This window comes from Rhodococcus rhodnii NBRC 100604 (genome assembly GCF_001894925.1).
Taxonomy (GTDB): Bacteria; Actinomycetota; Actinomycetes; order Mycobacteriales; family Mycobacteriaceae; genus Rhodococcus_F; species Rhodococcus_F rhodnii.
The window spans coordinates 36,036-55,408 of record NZ_BCXD01000018.1 but is presented as its reverse complement, the minus strand read 5'-3'; the positions used below and the strand labels follow the sequence as shown (position 1 = coordinate 55,408).

19 protein-coding genes and 1 pseudogene are annotated in these 19,373 nt (G+C 69.5%); 7 read left to right on the top strand and 13 right to left on the bottom strand.

From position 1 onward, the window contains the following. Positions 1-231 precede the first annotated feature (231 nt). Positions 232-1,320: a potassium channel family protein gene (locus tag RR1_RS14280; RefSeq protein WP_371836788.1), complete on the top strand. Its 1,089-nt coding sequence runs from the start codon at positions 232-234 to the stop codon at positions 1,318-1,320. A 4-nt stretch (positions 1,321-1,324) separates the two neighbouring features. On the opposite strand, the gene RR1_RS14275 is transcribed toward RR1_RS14280, so the two are convergent. The 6 genes from RR1_RS14275 to RR1_RS14250 are packed head-to-tail and all read right to left on the bottom strand — an operon-like array spanning position 1,325 to position 7,028. Beyond that, the gene (locus RR1_RS14275) at positions 1,325-1,699 is read right to left on the bottom strand and encodes a cation:proton antiporter (protein ID WP_010838123.1); all 375 of its coding nucleotides are present in this window, start codon (positions 1,697-1,699) and stop codon (positions 1,325-1,327) included. Further along, positions 1,696-1,956 (bottom strand): MrpF/PhaF family protein, encoded by a 261-nt coding sequence (locus RR1_RS14270; RefSeq protein WP_040773082.1) that lies wholly within the window; start codon positions 1,954-1,956, stop codon positions 1,696-1,698. Before RR1_RS14270 ends, RR1_RS14275 begins: the two co-directional genes overlap by 4 nt. Beyond that, complete coding sequence (locus RR1_RS14265; protein ID WP_010838125.1) at positions 1,953-2,348, bottom strand: Na+/H+ antiporter subunit E; 396 nt, start codon at positions 2,346-2,348, stop codon at positions 1,953-1,955. The genes RR1_RS14270 and RR1_RS14265 overlap by 4 nt, the downstream gene beginning before the upstream one ends. Beyond that, positions 2,345-3,853: a monovalent cation/H+ antiporter subunit D family protein gene (locus RR1_RS14260; RefSeq protein WP_010838126.1), complete on the bottom strand. Its 1,509-nt coding sequence runs from the start codon at positions 3,851-3,853 to the stop codon at positions 2,345-2,347. Before RR1_RS14260 ends, RR1_RS14265 begins: the two co-directional genes overlap by 4 nt. Then, on the bottom strand, positions 3,850-4,227 hold the full coding sequence (locus RR1_RS14255; RefSeq protein ID WP_010838127.1) for a sodium:proton antiporter: 378 nt from the start codon (positions 4,225-4,227) through the stop codon (positions 3,850-3,852). Before RR1_RS14255 ends, RR1_RS14260 begins: the two co-directional genes overlap by 4 nt. Next, positions 4,224-7,028, bottom strand: coding sequence for a DUF4040 family protein (locus tag RR1_RS14250; protein ID WP_010838128.1), 2,805 nt, complete (start codon positions 7,026-7,028; stop codon positions 4,224-4,226). The genes RR1_RS14255 and RR1_RS14250 overlap by 4 nt, the downstream gene beginning before the upstream one ends. A gap of 163 nt (positions 7,029-7,191) precedes the next feature. Here RR1_RS14250 and RR1_RS14245 point away from each other — a divergent pair, with 163 nt between their 5' ends. Together RR1_RS14245 and RR1_RS14240 are read left to right on the top strand one after the other, a co-directional pair. Next, complete coding sequence (locus tag RR1_RS14245; RefSeq protein ID WP_040773085.1) at positions 7,192-7,650, top strand: MarR family winged helix-turn-helix transcriptional regulator; 459 nt, start codon at positions 7,192-7,194, stop codon at positions 7,648-7,650. Next, complete coding sequence (locus RR1_RS14240) at positions 7,647-8,963, top strand: MFS transporter (RefSeq protein ID WP_010838130.1); 1,317 nt, start codon at positions 7,647-7,649, stop codon at positions 8,961-8,963. Before RR1_RS14245 ends, RR1_RS14240 begins: the two co-directional genes overlap by 4 nt. Before the next feature lie 13 nt (positions 8,964-8,976). Here RR1_RS14240 and RR1_RS14235 read toward each other — a convergent pair whose 3' ends face one another. Then, positions 8,977-10,341 carry an HNH endonuclease signature motif containing protein gene (locus RR1_RS14235; protein ID WP_010838131.1) on the bottom strand — a complete coding sequence of 455 codons (1,365 nt, stop codon included), beginning with the start codon at positions 10,339-10,341 and terminating at the stop codon, positions 8,977-8,979. 340 nt (positions 10,342-10,681) lie between these two features. Between RR1_RS14235 and RR1_RS14230 the strand changes: the two genes are divergently transcribed. From RR1_RS14230 to RR1_RS23135, 4 genes and pseudogenes are all read left to right on the top strand, one after another. After that, positions 10,682-11,080 carry a hypothetical protein gene (locus tag RR1_RS14230; protein ID WP_010838132.1) on the top strand — a complete coding sequence of 133 codons (399 nt, stop codon included), beginning with the start codon at positions 10,682-10,684 and terminating at the stop codon, positions 11,078-11,080. Between the two features lie 46 nt (positions 11,081-11,126). Next, complete coding sequence (locus tag RR1_RS14225; RefSeq protein ID WP_040773090.1) at positions 11,127-11,639, top strand: hypothetical protein; 513 nt, start codon at positions 11,127-11,129, stop codon at positions 11,637-11,639. A gap of 127 nt (positions 11,640-11,766) precedes the next feature. Beyond that, positions 11,767-12,261: pseudogene (locus RR1_RS23140) on the top strand (NAD(P)-dependent oxidoreductase); the annotation flags it as partial. 7 nt (positions 12,262-12,268) lie between these two features. Beyond that, positions 12,269-12,718, top strand: a complete 450-nt coding sequence (locus RR1_RS23135; protein WP_010838135.1) for an NAD(P)-dependent oxidoreductase — start codon at positions 12,269-12,271, stop codon at positions 12,716-12,718. A 22-nt stretch (positions 12,719-12,740) separates the two neighbouring features. Here the strand turns inward: RR1_RS23135 and RR1_RS14215 are convergent, their stop codons facing one another. From RR1_RS14215 to clpB, 6 genes are all read right to left on the bottom strand, one after another. Further along, on the bottom strand, positions 12,741-13,334 hold the full coding sequence (locus RR1_RS14215; RefSeq protein ID WP_143153849.1) for a hypothetical protein: 594 nt from the start codon (positions 13,332-13,334) through the stop codon (positions 12,741-12,743). A gap of 79 nt (positions 13,335-13,413) precedes the next feature. Beyond that, positions 13,414-13,947: an orotate phosphoribosyltransferase gene (gene pyrE, locus RR1_RS14210; protein WP_010838137.1), complete on the bottom strand. Its 534-nt coding sequence runs from the start codon at positions 13,945-13,947 to the stop codon at positions 13,414-13,416. Positions 13,948-13,976: 29 nt separating this feature from the next. Beyond that, positions 13,977-14,792: an SDR family NAD(P)-dependent oxidoreductase gene (locus RR1_RS14205; protein ID WP_010838138.1), complete on the bottom strand. Its 816-nt coding sequence runs from the start codon at positions 14,790-14,792 to the stop codon at positions 13,977-13,979. A 45-nt stretch (positions 14,793-14,837) separates the two neighbouring features. Further along, on the bottom strand, positions 14,838-15,737 hold the full coding sequence (locus tag RR1_RS14200; RefSeq protein WP_010838139.1) for a TtfA family protein: 900 nt from the start codon (positions 15,735-15,737) through the stop codon (positions 14,838-14,840). Between the two features lie 55 nt (positions 15,738-15,792). Continuing rightward, positions 15,793-16,665 carry a hypothetical protein gene (locus RR1_RS14195; protein ID WP_010838140.1) on the bottom strand — a complete coding sequence of 291 codons (873 nt, stop codon included), beginning with the start codon at positions 16,663-16,665 and terminating at the stop codon, positions 15,793-15,795. Positions 16,666-16,767: 102 nt separating this feature from the next. Further along, the gene (clpB, locus tag RR1_RS14190; protein ID WP_010838141.1) at positions 16,768-19,320 is read right to left on the bottom strand and encodes an ATP-dependent chaperone ClpB; all 2,553 of its coding nucleotides are present in this window, start codon (positions 19,318-19,320) and stop codon (positions 16,768-16,770) included. Between the last annotated feature and the right edge of the window lie 53 nt (positions 19,321-19,373).

Here is a 19,373-nt window from a genome sequence, read left to right as displayed (position 1 = left end):
GCGAACGCCCGCAGCACCGCGACGCACACCGCGAACCCGAGCAGAATCACGAGGACGAAGGCCGCATCGGCCATCTTCGATTCCTTCCAGCACACTCTCGGGAGGCCTCTCCTCCCGAGAGTCGATGCTTCACCGCGCAGTGGCGGCCGCCACGGTTCCTGACGGTTTCTTGACGGCTCGCGCCAGGTTTCTTGACGCCACCCGGCCGGTACACGACCTAGGATCGACGCCGTGGCTGACCGACGACCGCGGCGTGCGCTGGCCCAGCGTGTGGGTTCTCGGTTCGTCCGCTTCCGGCCACGGCGCCAGCTCACCGAACGACCGTTCTTCGCCCTCGTGGGAGTCGTCCACATCCCCGAGGACAGGCCGAGACCGTCCATCGTCATCGGCAGGCGGATCGGGTACGCGATCGCGATCCTGCTGGTCGCGACGACGGTCGTGTACCTCGATCGCGACGGCTACGGCGACGACGAGTTGTCGCTCGTCGACGCCCTCTACTACTCGGCGTCCTCGCTCGCGACGACCGGATACGGCGACATCGCCCCGGCGACACCCGCGGCCCGGCTCGTCGAGGTCGTCGTCATGACTCCGCTGCGCCTCGCGTTCCTGCTGCTGCTCGTCGGGACGACACTCGCCGCGCTGACCGAGCGTTCGCGGCGCGACCACGAGGCGACGGAATGGCACGAGGCGGTCTCGGGTCACACCGTCGTGCTCGGCTTCGGGACGAAGGGCACCGCCGCGGTCTCCGCCATCGCGTCCAGCGGTTTCCCGGGTGAGATCGTCGTGGTCGACCGCGACGAGGACGCGTTGGCACGGGCCCGGCTGCGCGGACTCGTCACGGTCGACGGCGACGTCACCGACCTCCGGTCGCTCCGGGTCGCGGCGGCAGATCGCGCCGGCCGCATCGTCGTCTCCGTCGGTGACGACCGCACCGCGGTGCTGGCGACACTCACCGCGCGCAGCCTCACCGCCGGCGCCGAGATCGTCGCGGCGGCCCGCGAAGCGCCGACCCGTGCGATGCTGCGCCGTGCGGGCGCCGACGCCGTCGTCACGAGCGCCGAGACCACAGGGCGGCTGCTCGGGGTCGCCACGCGCTCACCGTCGGTCGTGACGGTCGTCGACGACATGCTCACACCCGAGACCGGCTATCGCCTCGCGGAACGTTCGGTGCGCTCGTCCGAGACGGGCCGACAGTTGCGCGGCCTCGAGGACATCGTCGTCTCGCTGGTCCGCGACGGCGCTCTGCGTGCTCCGTCACCGGACGCCGACGACACGGCACGCGCCGGCGACCGCATCCTCTATCTCGAGAACCGCGCCTGACGGCTCAGAACTCGTCGGGGTGCACGGCGTCGGGGTGCACGGCGTCGGGGTGCCGCGACTCGGCCAGTTCGTCGTACTGCGTCCGCGCACTCAGCGGAGCGCCCGCGAGATAACCCGCGCGCCCGAGTGCGTTGCCGCCGACGGCGGAGGTCGCAAGGTTGATCACCACCGCGGCACCCGCCTTGATCGCGTTCTCCACACCGGGTTCGAGCGCGAGCACGCCGAGGATCACGAGCGAGATCCCCAGCCCCGACGCAGTGGTGATCGCGCTGATCCGCGCGTAGAGGTCGGGGAGCCGCAGCAGTCCCAGTGCACCCGCGGCGAACACGAGCGCACCGAGGACGAGCAGGACGTTGCCGAGGACGTCGAGCCAGTTCATCGCTTCCCCCTCGTCACGAGGCGTGCCATCGACATCGTCGCGAGGAAGCCCACGACCGTCGCGACGAGGATCACGTCGAAGACAACCCCGCCCGCGAGCGTGAGCCCGAGCACCGCGACGACACCGACGAACGCGAAGAAGATCAGATCGGACGAGACCGCACGATCGGCGTCGGAGCGTGCCGTCGCGATCCGGTAGGCCGCGGGGATCATCGTCGCGGCGATCACCGCGAGCACCGTCCAGGTCACGGGTGTCATCGCTGCTCCTCTCCCGCCGCGGCCGGCGCGACGTCACCGCTGCGGCGCATCGCGTGCAGCATCTTCGTCTCGAGATCCTCGATCTCACGCCGGAACTCGCTCGGATCCGGCGCGTACATGCCGTGCACGTAGAGCTCGTTCGGGCTGCCGGTCCGCACCGCGAGCGTGAGGGTGCCCGGGGTCAGCGAGATGAGGTTCGCGAGCATCGTCACCTCGAGATCCGTGCGGCAGCGCAACGGAACCCGGACGATTCCCGCCTCGACGGCACTGCCGGGCGTCACGATGTCGCGGATGACCGTGAGGTTGGACGTCACGAGCAACCACACGAAATACGCGGCGAACCCGAGCAGCCGGAACGGCCAGCCGATCCAGCCGATCACACCGCCCTTCATCCGAGCACCGCCTCGATGTAGGGGCGCGGATCGACGAGGCCGTCGGCCGCCTGCTGCGCGAGGACCATGAGGCCCTGCGCACCGACGCCGACCGCCAGCGTGACCACCGTCAGGACCATCGCCGGCAGAACGAGTTTCACCGGGATGCGGGTACGCACGGCCTCGTCCGTCGTGACGCCGGCAGCGGGCAGCCAACCGGTGCGTGCGGGCGCCGGCGCCGAGAAGTTGCACATGAACATGCCCTTCCAGATCTTGAGCATCGACATGAGGGTCAGCAGGCTCACGACGACGGTCACCGCCGCAGCGACGTACTGCCGCTCGGTGACGGCGGCCTGCACGAGCGTGAGCTTCGCGACGAATCCCGAGAACGGCGGCAGCCCCCCGAGCGAGAGCGCGGCGCCGAAGAACGCCGCAGCCAGCAGCGGTTCGCGTTTCGCGAGACCCGTGACGCGCCCGAGCGAGTCGGTCCCGTAGGTCGTCTGCACGGCGCCCGCCGACAGGAACAGCGACGCCTTCACGATCATGTGGTGCAGCAGGTAGAAGATGCCCGCCGCCACGCCGATCGGGCCGAACAGTGCGACGCCGAGCAGGATGTAGCCGATCTGGCTGATCATGTGGAACGTGAGGATCGAGCGCGCGTCGTTCTCGCCGACCGCGCCGAACACGCCGATGAGCATCGTCGCGCACGTGACGAGCAGCGCGATCCACAGGTACCGCTGCTCGCCGTCGAACACGACCGCGTAGATGCGGTATATCGCGTAGATCGCGACCTTCGTGTGCAGACCCGAGAACAGGGCGCGCACCGCGGGCGAGGTGTTCGGGTACGTCTGGGTGAGCCACCCGTGCACCGGGACGACGGCGGCCTTGACCGACAGTGCGATGAGCACGACGGCCCCGGCAGCCGCGACCATCGGCGAATCCGACGCCGCCCCCGCGAGTTCGGCGATGTTGACGGTGCCCGCGACGCCGTACACCAGACCCACGCCGAGGAGGAAGATCGTCGACGTCAGCAGGTTCGTCGTGACGTAGAGCCGGCCCGCGGCGATCCGCTTCGTTCCGCCGTAGATCGCGATGAGCGCGTACGACGGCAGCAACATCACCTCGATGAAGACGAAGAGGTTGAACAGGTCGCCCGTCGAGAGCGCGCCGTACACCCCTGCCGAAAGAACGAGGACCAGCGGTGCGAAGTAGCGGCGATCGTCGTCGCCTGCGGCGATACCGAACCACGAGCACACGATCGACAGCAGCGCCGTCACGACGATCATGAGACCGCTGAAGACGTCCGCCGCGAACGGGATCGCGATCCCGTTCGGCCACAGCCCGACGTTCGTGGCGAGGACCGCGCCGTCCCACGTCTGTGCGACGAGCAGAACGCCGAAACCGAGTGCCGCGACGTTGGTGACGATCAGGATCCCGCTGCGCGCGGCGCGTGACGGCAGCACCGCAGCGAGGGCCGCGGCGATCAGCGGCACCGCGACGACGAGGGGAAGGAGTGCTGCGTTCATTCCGACTCCTCCCGGCGATCGGTCGTCTCGTGTGTCTCGTGCGGCTCGGACGGTGCGGGCTTCTCGTCCCCCGTGTCGTCGTCGCTCGTGCCGTCGTTCGTCGCGGCGAGGGCGAGCATGTAGACGGTGATGGCGAAGGCGATCACGATCGCGGTGAGCGTGAACGCCTGGGGCAGGGCGTCGGCCATCGACGCCCAATCGGACAGGTGCAGCAGCGGTGCGTCACGGTCCGCCGTGACACCCGAGGCCATGAGCACCAGGTTGCCGGCGTGGCCGAGCAGCACGAATCCGAAGGTGATGCGGACCATTCCGCGTTGCAGGACGAGATACATCCCGCCCACGACGAGGACCGCGACGATCGATGCGAGGGTCATCGTGCACCTCCCGTGGGTGCGGGCTCGGGTGACGCCGGGGCCTTCGCGGCCGGGGCGTCGTCACCGCCGAGCCGGTTCATCGCGGCGAGTACGACGCCGATGACGGCGAGGTACACGCCGACGTCGAAGACGATCGCCGTCGTGAAGTGGTAGTAGCCGCCCCACGGCAGCGGGATCTCGGCGTCGAGCGGCGTGAGGAAGCTGCCGTCGACGTAGCCGAGCAGTCCGACGGCGGTGCCGAGTGCGATGCCGCCCGCGATGAGTGCGTTGTACGGCAAGCGGATCGGGGCACTGTCGGAGCTCGGCGCCGCGAGGTAGGCGAGCGCGAAGGCTGCGCCACCCACGAGCGCCGAGATGAACCCTCCTCCCGGGTCGTAGTGACCGCGCATCAGGAGATACAGCGACAGCACGACGAGGATCGGGGTCAGCGAGCGGCCGACGGTGCGGGCCAGGACGGTGTTGTCAACGGCCGACGCGACGGCGCCGCGGCCGCCGCGCTCGGGCTCGAACGGCCTCGTGGGCAGCAGTCCCGACGAGTCGAGGAGAGCCACGATGGCGAAGCCGGCGACACCGAGCACGGTGAGTTCGCCGAGCGTGTCGAGTACACGGAAGTCGACGAGGATCGAGTTGACGATGTTCGTCGCACCGGTCGTCACCTCGGTGTCGGCGACGTAGTACTCGGCGGCGGGCGATCGCTCGCGGCGGCCGGTGAGCAGATACGTTCCGACGAATGCGGCGGCACCGGACAGCAGTGCGACGGTGAGCGCCACCGCCTTTCGGGTCCGGGTCGGCTTCGTGAACCGCGCCGGCAGCCGCCTCAGCACCAGGACCGCGACGACGACCGTCAGCACCTCGACGAGCAACTGCGTCAGCCCGACGTCGGGCGCACCGAGCACGAAGAAGACGAGTGCCACCGAGAACCCGACGATGCCCAGCAGCGCCAGTGCGGCGAGACGCGACGTCGCCGTGACGACGCCGAGGACACCGACACCGATGAGCACCAGCAGCAGCCAGTCGATCGGATCGGTCACCGGCGCGGGGAAGTCGGGGACGTCGACGCCGCGCAGCAGCGCAGCGGCGGCGAGCACGACGAGGACCACCAGCGGCGCCGCGAGGTGGCGCGACGGGGACAGCGAGCGGGTCGGGTCACCGATGCGGCGACCGAACGCGATGACGGAGTTGTAGATCGATTCGAAGACGTCGACGCCGCGAACCGGGAACAGGGTGCGTTGCAGTGCCCTGTCGATCGGGCCGCGCAGCGAGAAGGCGACGAGGCCCAGCGTGATCGTGACGACGGACATCCACAGCGCCGGGGTGAACCCGTACCAGAGCGTGAGGTGGACGTCGCCCGCCGCGCCGCGGGTGTCGACCGCGATGCGGTCGATCAGCGGTGCGAGCCAGTCGGATCGAAGCCCGAGGATCAGCCCTGCGAGCGAGGCGAGCATCGCGGGAACGCGGAACGACAGCGACGGATCGTGCAGCCGTCGCTGCTCGGTGGGGCCACCGAACGCGCCGTAGACGATGCGGAACGAGTACGCGAAGGTCAGCACCGCTGCGGCGACGGCGACGGCACCGACGAGCGGCCCGGTGAATGCCGGCCCCGGCGCGCCGAGGAAGGCACCGAAGAGGTTCTCCTTCGAGACGAAGCCGAGCAGCGGCGGGATGCCCGCCATCGACGCCGCGGACAGACCCGCGAGGACTGCCGTGATCGGCATCACTCGCCACAGGCCCGTGAGCTCGCGAATGTCGCGGCTGCCCACCTCCCGGTCGAACACGCCGACGAGCATGAACAGCGTCGCCTTGAACAGCGCGTGCGCGAGCGTGTGCAGGCCTGCCGCCGCGAGCGCGGTCGGCGTGCCGATGCCGATGACGGCGACGAGGAAGCCGAGCTGACTCACCGTCGAGTAGGCGAGCAGTTCCTTGAGGTCGTGACGTTGCAGCGCGAAGACCGCACCGATGACCGCCGTGATCAGACCCACCGAGACGAGAACCGACTGCCACACCACATTGCTGCCGAGCGCCGGGGAGAAACGCATCAGCAGGTAGATGCCGGCCTTGACCATCGCCGCGGCGTGCAGATACGCGCTGACGGGGGTCGCCGCCGCCATGGCGTCGGGAAGCCAGTAGTGGAACGGGAACTGCGCGGACTTCGTGAACGCCGCGAGGATGATCAGGACGGCGACCGTCACCGAGAACGCGGTGTTCTCCGTCCAGATCGGGTCGACGAGAATCTCGCTGAGCGTCGTCGTCCCGGTGAACACCCACATCGTCACGACGGCCGCGAGCAGCGAGAGGCCGCCGGCGCCGGTGAGCAGGAAGGTGCGGACGGCCGGCCCACTCGCCTTCGCGCCCGATCTGCCGATGAGGAAGAACGAGCAGATCGTCGTGAACTCCCAGAAGACGAAGAGCAGCACGATGTCGTCGGCGAGGACGAGACCGAACATCGCCGCGGCGAACAGCGTCATGAGCAGGAAGAACCCGCCGTGCCGTCCGCCCCCGAAATAGCCCGACGAGTAGGCGAGGATCAGCGCCCCGACGCCGAGCACGAGTGCGAGAAACAGCAGCGCCGTCCCGTCGAGACGGAAGGCGAAGTCGATCCCGAGTGCGGGGATCCACGGGGCCGACACCTCGACGACGGATCCGTTCGCAAGCTCCGGTGCGACCCCGAACGCGACGACGCCACCACACACGGCGAGGACCGCGGCGAGCACCCAGCCCGTGCGGTGCCCGAGGACACGATCGATGAACGGAGCCGCGACGCCGACGATCACGAGGGCAGCGAAGAGCCCGATGAGAACCATGTACCTACCTCACTGGTCACGAATACGAGGACGCTCCACCGAGCGACGCCGGCCAGACTTCCCGGCACACCAGTCGTCAACCTTAACGGACGGCGGGACGGGTTCTTGACGGACGGCGGGACGGGTTGCAGATACTTAGTTAGCCTATGTAAAGTACTTCGGCGTGAACGATCCTCCCGAACCGAGCGAGCTCGTGACCGCCCTCGTGTCCAATTCGCACAAGTTCGCCCGGCTCGCCGGGTCGTTCGCGCCCGACGGTTATCCGCGGACGTGGCTCCGCGCACTCGGGATCTTCGAGGACCACGGCGAACTCCGGGTGAGCGAGTTCGCAGCACACGACCGCTGCTCGCAACCGACCGCGACGACCACGATCCGCAAACTCATCGACCTCGGGTACCTCACGCGCCGAATCGATCCCGAGGACGCCCGTGCCATTCAAGTCACGATGACCGAATCCGGACGTGAATTCCTGCACACCGGGCGGCGCGCGGTCGCCGAATCGATCACCCCGCTGTTCGCCGACCTCGAGCCCGACCAACTCCGCCGGATCAGCGACGGCCTCACCGAGATGCGGCGGGCACTCACCGCCGCACTCGCGCCCGCCGCCACCGGCGAGCGATGACCCCCACGAATCCACCACCGACGCCCCCGAAGGAGGTCGCCGTGAGCTCTGCCACGCAGGACGACTCGACAACACACACCCACGATTCCGGCGGCGCGCAGGAGAGCCTCCTGCATCAGCCGAAGGCCGTGTGGGCGGTCGCGTTCGCGAGCGTCATCGCGTTCATGGGCATCGGCCTGGTGGATCCGATCCTCAAGCCGATCGGCGAGCAACTCGACGCGACGCCCTCCCAGGTATCCCTGCTCTTCACGAGCTACATGCTCGTGACCGGTGTCGCGATGCTCGTGACGGGAGTCGTGTCGAGCCGGATCGGCCCGAAGCGCACCCTCCTGTCGGGGCTCGCGATCATCGTCGTGTTCGCGGCCCTCGCGGGCATGTCCGACACCATCGGACAGATCATCGGCTTTCGCGCGGGCTGGGGATTCGGCAACGCACTGTTCATCGCGACCGCGCTCGCCGCGATCGTCGGGGCCGCGAGCGGCGGCGTCGCCCGGTCGATCATCCTCTACGAGGCCGCGCTCGGCATCGGCATCGCCATCGGCCCGCTCGTCGGCGGAGTCCTCGGCGACATCAGCTGGCGTGCACCGTTCTTCGGTGTCGCCGTCCTCATGGCGGTCGCGTTCGCCCTGATCGTCGTCCTGCTGCCGACGTCGGAGAAGCCCGACCATCACACGTCGCTCGCAGCGCCGTTCCTCGCGCTGCGCCATCGCGGCCTGCTCACCGTCGGCATCACCGCACTGCTCTACAACTACGGCTTCTTCACCCTCCTCGCCTACACGCCGTTCCCGCTCGACCTCGGCGCCTACCCGATCGGGTTCATCTTCTTCGGTTGGGGTGTGGCACTGGCGGTCTCGTCGGTCTTCGTCGCGCCGCGCCTGCAGCGGCGGTTCGGCACGATTCACATCATGATGGCGTCGCTGCTGCTGTTCGCCGTCGACCTCGGCGTCATGGCCCTGTTCACGACGACCAAGCCCGTACTCATCGTGTGTGTCGTGCTGGCCGGTGTGTTCCTGGGAGTCAACAACACCCTCATCACCGAGGTCGTCATGATCTCCGCTCCCGTCGAGCGCTCCACCGCATCGGCCGCGTACAGCTTCGTGCGCTTCGTCGGCGGCGCGGCGGCGCCGTGGGTCGCGGGCACGTTGGGCGAACGCAATGTCCACCTGCCGTTCTGGGTGGGCGCAGCGTGCACCGTCGCGGCGATCGCCGTCCTCTCGACCGGCCGCCGGATCCTCGCGCACGTCGACGACCACGACCCCGCGCCGCACAGCATCGACGAGGCGCGCGCTGTCACGGCCGGTGATGCGGGCTGACTCCGAGACGCCGTCACGGCACGCAACCGCCGCGCAGCCTCGGGCTCCGCGTCGACCTGCCGTGGCGGGCGCGGCGGTGCCGTTTCCGCTCGAACGTGGGCGGCGCACCCGGTGCGGTGGTGACGGTCCAGTCGCCGTGATGGATGAACCGATGATGGTGGCCGCAGATCAAGACGAGATTCTCGAGATCTGTGGGACCACCGTTCGCCCAATGGATCACGTGATGGGCTTCGCACCACGGCGCGGGCGCAGTGCACCCCGGGAATGCACATCCCTTGTCGCGTACGGTGAGCGCTCGACGTTGCGCCGCGGTGACGAGCCGTTGCGTGCGGCCCATCGACAGCGGCACACCGTTCGCCTTCGCGCGGACGGCAGTGATGTGCGCGTCGCACGTGAGGGCACGTGCCGTCGCGGGTGAGAGGCTCGCGCCGAAGTGTGTCCACGGCAGGTCGATTCCGTCTCGGAGCGCAGCCATCGAGTCGCGTACCCGATCCCCGAGGCTCTCGCGCTCGCGGAGGTCGGCCTCGTTCATCACCACGGTGACGTGCGGGCGTTCGCCCGCCTCGATCCCGGCGTCCCCACGAGCGAGGAACGACTCGCACACGCGGACGAAGGCATCGGCACGGCGCAGCGGAGCCTCCCTCGGGTCCCGGGTGCCGTCCTCGGCGGGCCGTGGAGCCGAAAGCTTCGACAGCGCAGTGCGAACCACCTCCCCGGAGACGGCGTCGAGATCACCACGTATCACGACGCGGCCGTGCAGCGTCGTGCTCACATGCAGCTCGTTCAGCTCGGAGCGCTCCTTGGTCGGAACGTCTCCGCCCTCGCAGTCGAGGCGATGCTCGAGCTTCTCGACGGCAGCCCGCACACTCGCGGTCGTGGTGTCGCCGGATGGTGCTGCGGCGGCGAGCAGCGCGTCACGGCACGCTGCGCGAACGGCCTCGTACGCCTTCTCGTCGGTCTCGGCCAGGCGCGTCATCGCCGACGGCGGCTTCTCGAAGAACCTGCAGATCAGCCGGGCATGAGCCGGCGCGATCTGCGACTGGGCGAGCGCATCGGCGACGTCGGGTTCGTCGCGAACGCTGCATCCGGCCGACACGAGCGCCTTCGCGGCGCCGACCTCGAGCAGGGTGCGCCCCGCCAGCCAGTGTGCGGTGTCGCGAGCCCCGTCCTGCGTCGCTAGGCGACGCCGATCGAACTCCGCCAGATACGCGATGCGCTGCGCCTCGAGTGCTGCGGCGAGAGCGGACATCTCGAGCAGCGCGTCCCCGAGCGCCGTATCGCCGACCCGCTCCGGGTCGGGTTGCCACGACGCGAGCGACAACGACGCGACGAGCGCGCTGTCGAGTCGCGATGCGTGTGAAGAGTCCCCCGGCCCCATGAATCGAGCCTAGTCCGAATAGGTGTTCGAAACAAGAGGTGATTCGGAACTTTTCGAACCGATTTCCGCGCCCGGCTCCGGTGCGGCACTCCAGGCTCCGTGCCCCGAGTTGTCAATTCCGCAGGGCATATGACATTCTCCGGAGCGACCGGGGGGAAGTCGGCCACGTCCAGACCTTGACGCGAGGTGTCTCGCCCCCACCAGCATGGTTTCGAACGACGGGGGAAACGTGAAGATTCGCACGATGGTCGCGTCCGGAGCTGCAGCCGTGGGCCTTGCAGCGACGACAGCCGTAGGTGCCGCCGGAACTGCCTCGGCGGCACCGGTACCGGTGCCAGGGGTGTGGGATGCCATCGCACAGGCCGTGTACTACGTGGGCCAGAACGACTTCTGCACGGGCGTGATCGACATGCGTGTCGAGTCCGATCCCGCGAAGCCGGGTAGCGCCACCGTCATCGGCTACTCGCGTGGCGCATCCGGCCACGGCGCATGGAACGCCGAGTCGACCTGCACGATCGACTTCGCGCTGACCTACAACGATGCCGGTTCGATCGAGCAGAACAAGAAGCAGCTGCGTATCGACGTCCCGACGTACCCCACCGAGGTGCTGCGCGAGGAGATCCACCCGGGCTCGGGCCTGATCGCCCTCACCACGGGTGTCTCGTTCCAGGATGTCCACACGTACGCGTTCATTCCGCAGTACTCGATGGGCGCGCGCGGATACCTGCTCGTCCCCTGACACGTCGTCCATGATTCAGCGAATCGCTACCATGAGAAGGACCGCAATGCGTAAGACGATCGCCCGTGCGGCGGCTGCACTCTCGCTCGCCGTCGCCGCAACCCTCGGCACGATGGGCACCGCCCAGGCCGCCCCCGCTCCCGTCCCGGTACCGGCCGCCTGGACCTCCCTGACGAACTCGCTCGCCTACGTCGGCCAGAACGATTTCTGCACAGGCGTTCTCGATATCAACGTCGAGAGCGAGCCGGGTAAGCCCGGGTCGGCGACCCTCGTCATCACTTCACGCGGAGCGAGCGGACACGGCCCCGGGTGGGCCGCCAACCCCAACTGCCACGTCGACCTCCTCGTCGCGTGGAACAACGCGGGTTCCATCGCCGGGCCGCAGGAGCAGATCGCGCTCGACATTCCGGCCCAGCCCGGCGAGGTCGTCCGCAGGGAGATGAACCCCGGCTCCGGCCTCATCGCCCTGACTGCCGGTCTCAGCTACCTCGATGTGAACACTCTCCAGTTCCTTCCGCAGATGAGCTACCCGGTCATCGGCTACCTGATGGTCCCGTAGCCCTCTCCCCACGAATCACCGTCGAGCGCAGGTTCCACTCCGGAACCTGCGCTCGCCGGCGTCGTGAGAGGGTGTGGTCGTGAGCACGCCACACTTTCTCGTCACCACGGCGCTTCCCGAGTCGGCGATGTCGATCCTGCGCGACGCAGGCGAGGTCACCGTTCCCGACTCACCACCCACCCACGACGAACTCCACGCGCTCTGCACGGGCGGCGACGTCACGGTGGTCGTCTCCCAACTGCGTGATCGATTCGACGCCGAACTGCTGAACGATGCTCGCCTGCTGGGTATCTCGAACTATGCCGTCGGCTACGACAACATCGACATCGCCGCCGCCACCGCGCGTGGGATCGTCGTCGGCAACACCCCGGGTGTCCTCACCGATGCGACCGCCGACATCGCGATGCTCCTGATCCTCGCGACGGCTCGCCGCGCCGTCGAGGCCGATGCCGTCGTCCGGCGCGGCGAGTTCCACGGCTGGGAACCGGAACTGCTGCTCGGCCACGACGTCTCGAGCGCGACGCTCGGGCTCGCGGGCTTCGGGCGCATCGCCCGGGCCACCGCACGCCGCGCACTCGGTTTCGGGATGCGCGTGCTCTTCTGCCCCCCGCCCACCCGGAGACCGCACGGTGAGAGACGACGAACTCGGCGAGTTCGCCGGCCGCGTCGAGCACGTCTCGTGGCAGGAGATGCTGCCCGAGAGCGACTTCGTCTCCCTCCACGTTCCCGCGTCCGCCGACACCCACCACCTCGTCGACGCCGCAGCCCTCACCGCTATGAAGCCGACGGCGATCCTCGTCAACACCGCGCGCGGCCCGGTCGTCGACGAGACCGCCCTCGTCGCCGCGCTCCGGGACGGGACGATCGCAGGCGCGGGGCTCGACGTCTACGAGAACGAACCGGCACTGGCTCCCGGTCTCGCGGAGCTACCGAACACCGTCCTGCTGCCGCACGTCGGGAGTGCGACCGTCTCGGTCCGTTCCGAGATGGCGCGCCTGTGCGCCGAGAACGCCGTCGCGATCGCCCGCGGCGGGCTCGCGCCGCACACCGTCGACCCGGACGCGCTGAATCACCGCTGAGGTCGGCGGACCGCCGCGACGCTCAGCCGCCCGCGGGCCCTACCCAGATCGCTCCGGTCCCGCCGTCGGCGAGCGAGCACCTCGCGACGAACGCCTCGTCGTGGTCGTGGGCCGCGAGATCGCCGATGACCTCGTAGAAGAAGTCGCGCCCCGGCGCGGCCCAATAGCCGTGCTCGTCACCTGTGCCGTCGTGATCGTCACGCGGGCACACGGCGACGTACTTCTCGTCGGGGCCGTCCATCGGCCCTTCCCAGTCCGCCGCCACGAGTGTCGGCTCGACCGAAGGATGCACGACGGCACCGACGAGCCCCGTCATCGACCCTGCAGCGGGAAAGACGCGGTCGAACACGTGATTTCCGAGTGTGTGCACGCCGAACTCGAACGCGGCGTTCGCCGCAGGGATCTCGGTGTCGACGTCGCCGACTCCTCCGACGTCGGGCGGCAGCGCGAGCCGTGCCCGGGCACCGGCGACCTGGCCTTCGAGGTACGCCTCGAGCAGGTCCGGCTCGACGGAACGCTCGTGCTCCACCGAGGGAGCCGCGAAGCCGGCGAGGAAGCCCTGTTCCCACAGGTCACCGCGCGCCGCGTCGTCCGCGAACGGGTTCTCCACTGCCATGTCACCACTCCCGCCGTCGGGTGCCGCCGTCCGCATCATCGTTGCAGAGCGGCCCCTGGCGCGAAGCGATATCGCGGCGTCAGGCAAGCCCGAGATCGGCCAGCCCGAGAAGGGAGCGGTACTCGACGCCTTCCGCCCGGATGACCTCGTCGGCACCCGTTTCGCGGTCCACGACCGTCGCCACGCCGACCACCTCGGCGCCCGCGTCACGCAGTGCGCGGATCGCCGTGAGCGGCGAGTTGCCCGTCGTCGTCGTGTCCTCCACGACGAGGACGCGGCGGCCCGCGACGTCGGGGCCTTCGATCCGACGCTGCATACCGTGCGCCTTCGCGGCCTTGCGGACGACGAAGCCGTCGATCGGCCGGCCGGGCGCGTGCAGGATCGCGAGCGCGACCGGGTCGGCACCCATCGTGAGACCGCCCGCGGCGTCGAACTCCCAGTCGGCGACGAGTTCCCGCATCTGCTCGCCGATCAGCGGCGCGGCCGTGTGGTGCAGCGTCGCGCGCCGGAGGTCGACGTAGTAGTCGGCCTCCTTGCCCGAGGAGAGTGTGATCTTGCCGTGGACCACGGCGAGTTCGCGTACCAGACGTGCGAGTTCCTCACGATCGCTCATGAGCGAAACCCTACTCAGCCCTCGAAACCCTACTCCGGCGTGGTGCCGCGCCGTGTCCCGGTGCTCCGTCGCACCACGAACCGCGCGACCCGGTGCGCGAGGCCGACGGGCAAGATGCGTGCAAGGACGACGACGGCCTTGTACGGGAGCCCCGCGATGCTCGTCGTCCTGCCTTTGCGCAGGTCCTCGAGTGCGGTGTCGACGACGTCGTCGACGTCGCGCCACAGGAACTCGGGTACGCGCGGTGCCGCCATTCCCGCGCGATCGTGGAACTCGGTGCGCACCAGTCCCGGACACACCGCGAGGACGTCGACGCCCGTGCCGTCGAGGTCGTCCACGAGTCCGCGCGTGAACGCCACGACGTACGCCTTGCTCGCCGGATACGTGCTGCCGCGGCCGGGGATCAGCCCGGCGACGCTCGCGACGTTGACGACGGCCCCGCCGCCCGACGCGACCATCGCGGGGAGCGCGGCACGGGTGAGCTCGACGACGGCGGTGACGTTGACGTCGACCTGGGCGCGCAGGGTCGCCGGGTCGAGCGTCCAGAACTCCCCGGACGTCCCGAAGCCCGCGTTGTTGACGAGGACGTCGACGCCGGAGTGCAGTCGCTGCGCCACGGCGTCGCGGCCCTCGGCGGTCGCGAGATCGGCGGTGATCGTGTCGCAGCGCGCGGTGTATCGCGCGTGCAGGTCGTCGGCGAGTTCCGTCAGCCGCTGCGTGTCACGCGCGACGAGAACGAGGTCGTAGCCGAGCGATGCGAGCCGTCGCGCGAAGCCGGCGCCGATGCCCGAGGTCGGGCCGGTCACGACGGCGACGGGCCGCGAATGCGGTTGCGTGGTCGCCATAGGCGATGACCGTATCGCAGCGACGCCGCCGGGGCTCGGGTTCGCTCAGCGCGTCTCGGGTTCGGGACGACCGGGGCGCGGACGAGGCGTTGGCCGCGGCCCCGCCGGCTCGCGACGCTGCCGACGCTCGGCGTCCACCGGGCCCGGACGGTCGCCGCGCGGCATCGCCGTGGTGCGCGGGGCTCCGGCAGGAGCATGTCGACGTGCGGGTTCGCGCTGCGCGACCTGCGGGCCGGGCCGCTGCTCGGGCGCCGGCCTGGGCCGCTCGCTTCGCTGCTCCTGGCGCGGTTCGGGTCGGCCGGGATCGCGGCGCTCGCCCTGCAGCTCGCGCGGCTCCGCCTCGGGCGGCAGGACGTGGAGGATTCCCGACAGGCGCGCGACGGTCTCGATCGCGCGGTCCCAGTCACGGCCACCGGCGCCGATCGGAACCGTGCCGAGCGTCCACTTCCCCTCGCTCCACAGCATCCCGACGGTGTCCGGAATCGTGTCGGTGAACGCCACCATCCGCTGATCGCACGCGCGGCGCGCGATCTCCGGTTCGGTCGCGAAGATCACGCGGTCGCCGATCGCACCGAGCAGTTCGAGATCGGCATCCCTCGGCGCGGGTGCCGACTTCTGCCGCAGGTCGATGTCCACGCCGGAGCCGAGCGGGCGCTCGACGGCGACGACGGTGAAGCTGTCCTCGATGTCGAACAGCACGAACGTCTCGCCGCGCCGCGTCCCGCGCACGACAGCCTGCGCGACGTCGTGCTCCTTCTTCGACATCGCCGCACGGTGGAAACGCGACGCGAGGTGCGGTTCCTCGGCGCGATAGTCGTATCCCTGCGCCTTCGCCCAGATCTCGCGGACACGGCCCGATTGCGATCGCCGAGTGCGGTCGATGTACAGCAACACGACGGCACCCACGAGCGCGAGCGCAGCGAGGCCGAACCACAGGAGAGTCATCGCTGCTCAGCCTAGCGAAGCCGGAGGCGGGCCGTCACGGACGCCGGTGAGCAGGTCAGTTGCCACCGAGTGAGATGTCGGTCGCGATGACGGTGTCGGCCGTCATCGCCCCGTTCTCGACGGCCGATCCCTGCACCGCGATGTTCGCTCCGGGCGGCAGGTCGGCGATCGTTCCGCCACCCAGCGAGACGAACCGCGTGTCGGGGGTGATGGTCACGGTGATCTGCGCGCCGCCCATCGCGTCGAGGACGATCGCCCCGCCGTTGTTGGACACGATGGACCCGGCGGCACCGCCGACCCCGCCCAGCGCGTCGCCGAGACCGCCCGGCAGTTCGTCGAGCGGCGGAATGCTCAGTCCGGGCGAGTCCTCGCCCGGCGTTGTCGGCGGTGGCGTCGTCGTGGGCGGCGCCGTCGTCGTGGTCTGTTGCGGCAGCTGCGTCACGGGTGGCGACGCCGTGCCCCCGCCGCCACCGGTGTTCGAGCCGAGCATCGCGGCGCCCGTCAGCACGAGGACGATCAGCACGAGGGCGGCACCGGCGATCGCGATCCACTTGCCCCACGGCTTCTTCGGACCGCCGCCGTCGCCGCCACCCGGCCCTCCCGGATCGCCGGGGCCCGGCCCCTGCGGCGGGCCGGGCGGCGGCGCATACGGGCCCTGCTCACCGGGGAAGACCGGCGGCTGACCGTAGACGGGGTACTGCTGGGTCGGCTGGTGACCGGGCTGCGCCCCGAACTGCTGGGTCGGCCCCGACGGGTACTGCTCGGTCGGCTGCCCGTACTGCTCGGTCGGCGCGGCAGGGAACTGCTGCGTCGGGCCGTCGTGGTCGCCGGGGCGATCGAACTGCTGCGTCCGGTCGTCGTCCCGTGTCTCGTCGACGTCGTAGGCGCGTTCCTGCGGTGTCCGCCGGTCGCGGTCGTCGTTGCTCATGTCTCGATCCTCCCCTGCCGACCGTAGGCCGTGTGCTCGAGAATTCTCTGAGAGCGCACACCCGTGTGCCCCGCACAGAGCGGGGCACACGGGTGGTCGAGGTCAGCCGATCAGGAGATGGTCACCGTCCTCCGAGACGGTGACGGCGACGGTGTCGCCGTCCACGACCTCTCCTGCCAGCAGTTTCTTGGCGAGCTGGTCGCCGATCGCCTGCTGGATCAGGCGACGCAGCGGCCGCGCGCCGTACAGCGGGTCGTACCCGCGCACGGCGAGCCAGAATCGCGCCGACGGCGAGACGTCGAGCGTCAGACGGCGGGCCGCCAGCCGCTGCTGCAGCTGCGCGAGCTGGATGTCGACGATCTGCTCGAGCTGCTCCTCCGAGAGCGGATCGAAGACGACGACGTCGTCGAGCCGGTTGACGAACTCCGGCTTGAACGCCGACCGCACGGCCTCCATCACGTGATCCTTGGTGCCGCCGGCACCGAGGTTCGAGGTGAGGATGAGGATCGTGTTGCGGAAGTCGACCGTCCTCCCCTGACCGTCCGTGAGCCGTCCCTCGTCGAGGACCTGCAGCAGCACGTCGAAAACATCCGGGTGGGCCTTCTCGATCTCGTCGAACAGCACCACCGTGTACGGACGGCGCCGCACTGCCTCGGTCAGCTGGCCCCCGGCCTCGTACCCGACGTAGCCGGGAGGGGCACCGACAAGGCGGGCGACGGAGTGCTTCTCGCCGTACTCGGACATGTCGATGCGGACCATCGCACGCTCGTCGTCGAACAGGAAGTCCGCGAGGGCTTTCGCGAGTTCGGTCTTGCCGACACCGGTGGGGCCGAGGAACATGAACGAGCCCGTGGGGCGGTTCGGGTCCGCGATGCCCGCACGCGCGCGGCGCACGGCGTCCGACACCGCGGCGACGGCGGCCTGCTGGCCGACGACACGCTTGCCGAGTTCGTCTTCCATCCGCAGGAGTTTCGCTGTCTCGCCCTCCATCATGCGGCCCGCGGGGATGCCGGTCCAGGCAGCGACGACGTCCGCGACGTCGTCGGGCCCGACCTCCTCCTTGAGCATGACGTCACCTGCCATATCGGCCGCCGACTCGCGCGATGCGGCGTCGAGTTCCTTCTCCAACTGCGGGATTCGTCCGTAGCGCAGCTCGGCGGCCTTGCCGAGGTCGCCGTCGCGTTCGGCCCGCTCGGATTCGCCGCGCAGCGATTCGAGCTGTTCCTTGAGGACGCGAACCGAGTCGATGGCCTGCTTCTCGTTCTGCCAGCGGGTGCTCAGCTGCGCGAGCTTCTCACGTTCGTCAGCAAGTTCCTGCCGCAGCTTGACCAGGCGGTCCTGCGACGCGGCGTCGGTCTCCTTCTCGAGGGCGACCTCCTCGATCTCGAGGCGACGCACGATGCGTTCGACCTCGTCGATCTCGACGGGCCGCGAGTCGATCTCCATGCGCAACCGCGACGCGGCCTCGTCGACGAGGTCGATCGCCTTGTCGGGCAGGAACCGCGAGGTGATGTAGCGGTCGGAGAGGGTCGCCGCGGAGACGAGCGCGGAGTCGGTGATGCGGACGCCGTGGTGCACCTCGTAGCGCTCCTTGAGGCCACGGAGGATGCCGATGGTGTCCTCGACCGAGGGTTCGCCGACGTAGACCTGCTGGAACCGGCGTTCGAGCGCGGCGTCCTTCTCGATGTACTTGCGGTACTCCTCGAGGGTGGTCGCGCCGACGAGCCGCAGCTCGCCGCGCGCGAGCATCGGCTTGATCATGTTGCCGGCGTCCATCGCCGACTCGCCCGTCGCACCGGCCCCGACGATCGTGTGGAGCTCGTCGATGAACGTGATGACTTGTCCCGCAGATGCTTTGATGTCGTCCAGGACGGCCTTGAGGCGCTCTTCGAACTCGCCGCGATACTTCGCACCCGCGACCATCGAGCCGAGATCGAGCGCGATGACGGTCTTGCTCCGCAACGACTCCGGGACGTCGCCGGCGACGATGCGCTGCGCGAGGCCCTCGACGATCGCAGTCTTGCCGACACCGGGCTCACCGATGAGGACGGGATTGTTCTTGGTGCGCCGGCTCAGCACCTGGACGACGCGGCGAATCTCGGTGTCGCGTCCGATGACCGGGTCGAGTTCACCGTCACGCGCGCGGGCGGTGAGGTCCGTCGAATACTTCTCCAGGGCCTGGTACGAGCCTTCGGGATCGGGGCTCGTGACGCGCGCGCTGCCGCGCACCGTCGTGAAGGCGTCGCGCAGTGCGCCGGGCGTCGCGCCGTGGCGCACGAGGAGGCGGGAGACGTCGGTGTCGCCCTCGGCCAGGCCGACCATGAGGTGCTCGGTGGAGACGTACTCGTCGTCCATCTCGGTGGCGAGATGCTGCGCCGAGGTGATCGCGGCGAGGGCTTCGCGACCGAGTTGCGGGGTGGTCGTCGCGCCCGTGGCGCGCGGCAGGGTGTCGACGAGTCGCTTCGCCTCGCCGAGCACGACGGCGGGATCGACGCCGACGGCCTGCAGCAGCGGGCCGGCGATGCCGTCGGTCTGTTCGAGCAGGGCCACCAGAAGGTGGGCGGGCCGGATGTCCGGGTTTCCCGCCTGCGACGCCGACTGGAGAGCAGCCGTCATCGCAGCCTGAGTCTTGGTCGTAGGAGTGAACGAATCCACTGGTCACCTCTCTGGCAATGATGCTGTTGTCCGCATACTTGAGCGTAGTGCGC